Below are 2,795 nucleotides of genomic sequence, written 5' to 3'. Positions count from 1 at the left end.
AGCAGTGGTTCACCAAGGGCTTCACCACCGGTGACCCGAAGTCCTGCGACACCTTCGGTTCGGGCCAGTAGCAGCCCGGCGTATCGGCCCCCCCCCCCCCCCCCCCCCCCCCGCGCTGCTTCGGCGGGCGGTGGATCAGCACGGCGGCGAGCACCGCGCCGGCGAGCAGCAGCCCCGCGCACCACGCCAGCGCCCCCCGGTACGCGTCGGCGAGCGCGCCCTTCTGCTCGTACCCGGTGCCCGACAGCCCCACCAGCAGCGGCAACGCGGCCACCGCGAGCAGGCCACCGGCCCGGGACGCGGCGTTGTTGAAACCGCTCGCCACCCCGGCGAACCGGTCCGACACGGCGCCGAGCACCGACGTGGTCAGCGGCGCCACCACGAGCGTGAGCCCGGCGCCGAACAGCGCCACGCCCGGCAGCACGTCCACCCAGTACGACGCGCCCGGCCCGACCCGGCGCAGCAGCAGCAGACCCACGGCGGCGATCACCGGCCCGACGGTGAGCGGCAGCCGGGGCCCGATGCGGGCCGACAGCGCGCCGGCGCGCGGCGAGCCGACCAGCAGCAGCACCGTCATCGGCACGGTGGCCAGGCCGGTGAGCAGCGCCGACCAGCCGACGACGTTCTGCAGGTAGACGGCGAGGAAGAAGGTGAACCCGCCGAGCGCCGCGTACACCACCACGGTGAAGACGTTCAGCACGGAGAACAGCCGGCTGGAGAACAGCCCGGTGGGCAGCATCGCGGTGTCACCGCGCCGCCGCTCGACCAGCACGAAGACCACCACGGCGACCACCCCGAGCACCGCCGCGGCGAGCACCGCCGGGGAGTCCAGGCCGCGCGCCGGGGCGTCGATCAGCGCGTACGTGACTCCGCCGAGCGCGAGCGCGCCGAGCAGCGCGCCGGCCACGTCGAACCGCCGCCCCTCCCCGGTTCGCGAGACCTCCTCGTCCCGGCTCTCCGGCACCCAGCGCAGCGCGGCGAGCACCACGCCGACTGCGAGCGGCAGGTTGACGAAGAAGATCCACCGCCAGGAGAGCGTGTCGATGAGCCAGCCGCCGAGCAGCGGGCCGAGCGCGGTGGACACCCCGGACAGCCCGGACCAGGTGCCGATGGCCCGGCCCCTGTCGTCGGGGTGGAAGCTGGCCTGGAGCACGGACAGCGAGCCGGGGGTGAGCAGCGCCCCGCCGGCGCCTTGGAGGAACCGGGCGGCGACGAGCCAGCCGGTGTCCTGGGCCAGCCCGCAGAGCACCGACGCCACGGCGAACCAGACCACGCCGAGCAGGAAGACGCGCCGCCGCCCGAACCGGTCGCCGAGCGCACCCCCGAGCAGGACGAACGCGGCGAGCATGAGCAGGTAGCCGTTCACGGTCCACTGCAGACCGGCGACTGTGGCGTCGAGTTCGGCGCCGAGGCGCGGCAGCGCGACGTTGACGACAGTGCTGTCGAGGAACACCATGCCGGAGGCGAGGATCGCGGCGAGCAGGGTGCCGCGTCCGGCGGCGGAGCCGGTACGCAGCGCAGGAGCGGGTGCGGTCACGTCTCACCACTCTGCCCGCCGCCCATCCTCGACGCCACGAATCACGGAAACCGCCGCCGGGTACTGTGCGGACTCGCCCGGAGCACGCAAGCTGGAGAGGTGTCGTCTGTGCGTACGAGATCAGGAGCCCGAGCCGGGCTGGCGGCCGCGCTGAGCGCGGTGCTCGCCCTCGGCGTGGCCGGCTGCGACGTGTCGGTCACCGAGCCGGAGGCGCCACCGAGCGCCGCCGGGAACGTCAACAAGCAGCTCGGTGAGCTCACAGTGGCCACGGCCGGGTCGATGAAGGGCTACAGCCGTTCCCGCTTCCCGCACTGGCGCGGCACCGGCAAGAACTGCGACGTCCGCGACAGCGTGCTGCAACGCGACGGCGAGGGCATCAAGCTGTCCGGCTGCAACGTGGTGGGCGGCCGGTGGGAGAGCGTCTACGACGGTGTGGTGCTGAACGACCCGTCGGACGTGGACATCGACCACACCGTGCCGCTGGCCGCCGCGTGGCGGTCGGGCGCGGCCGAGTGGGACGACTCGAAGCGGGGCGACTTCGCCAACGACCTGACCCGGCCGCAGCTCATCGCGGTTTCGGCGCGGTCCAACCGGGCAAAGGGTGACCAGGATCCGTCCCAGTGGAAGCCGCCGAACCGGTCGTCCTGGTGTCAGTACGCGGCGGACTGGGTGACGGTCAAGCACTACTGGCGGCTGACTGTGACAAGTGCCGAGAAGGCCGCTCTCACCGACATGCTGGAGGGCTGCACATGGGCGAGCAAACCGTGACCGGGCCGGACGCCACACCGGCCCCGGCGGGCACGCCGGAGACAGACGCCGTACCCGCCGGTCCGGCCTCGGCCGGGATGACGGCGGACGGCCGGCAGCCGGCGTCCGCGGACGTGGCCGGGGCGGGCATGACCGCCGACGCGGTGCCGGGTGCTCCGGCCGGGGGCGCGCCGGCCGGACCGGCGGACCGCACCACCGACATCACCGCCGGTCCGGGCGGGGTCATGACCGACGAGGTGGGCGTGGTGACCGGCGAGCTGACGCTGCGCACCGAGCACGCCGACGGCCGGGTGACGTTGCGGGTGCAGTACAAGGACGCCGACGAGTGGTACGCGGTCACCGGCGGTTCCGCGCCGCTGGCCGACCCGGCCGCGCTGGACGCCGTGCACACGATCGCGGTGGGCCTGCTCAACCGTCCCGAGGGCTGACCGACGACGAAGCGGGGGGGGCCCCCGGGCCGGCGGGGGCCGGGCCGCGGCGGTGTTGTGGT

Annotated in this window: 3 protein-coding genes; 2 read left to right on the top strand and 1 reads right to left on the bottom strand. The window is 74.3% G+C overall.

The window, feature by feature from the left end; all coding sequences use genetic code 11:
* Window positions 1–1,537 (bottom strand): MFS transporter (locus AC2CHG_RS30975; RefSeq protein ID WP_484526157.1); only part of this gene is annotated, 1,537 nt, incomplete at its 3' end.
* Window positions 1,538–1,645: 108 nt separating this feature from the next.
* On the opposite strand from AC2CHG_RS30975, the gene AC2CHG_RS30970 reads away from it, so the two are divergent.
* Window positions 1,646–2,305 (top strand): HNH endonuclease family protein, encoded by a 660-nt coding sequence (locus tag AC2CHG_RS30970; RefSeq protein ID WP_262013451.1) that lies wholly within the window; start codon window positions 1,646–1,648, stop codon window positions 2,303–2,305.
* Window positions 2,287–2,733, top strand: coding sequence for a hypothetical protein (locus AC2CHG_RS30965; protein ID WP_366619990.1), 447 nt, complete (start codon window positions 2,287–2,289; stop codon window positions 2,731–2,733). The genes AC2CHG_RS30970 and AC2CHG_RS30965 overlap by 19 nt, the downstream gene beginning before the upstream one ends.
* Window positions 2,734–2,795 lie beyond the last annotated feature (62 nt).

This window comes from Micromonospora sp. ATLC20 (assembly GCF_057196585.1).
Note: the sequence above shows the minus strand (reverse complement) of the source record. Positions and strands in the feature narration are given on the sequence as shown.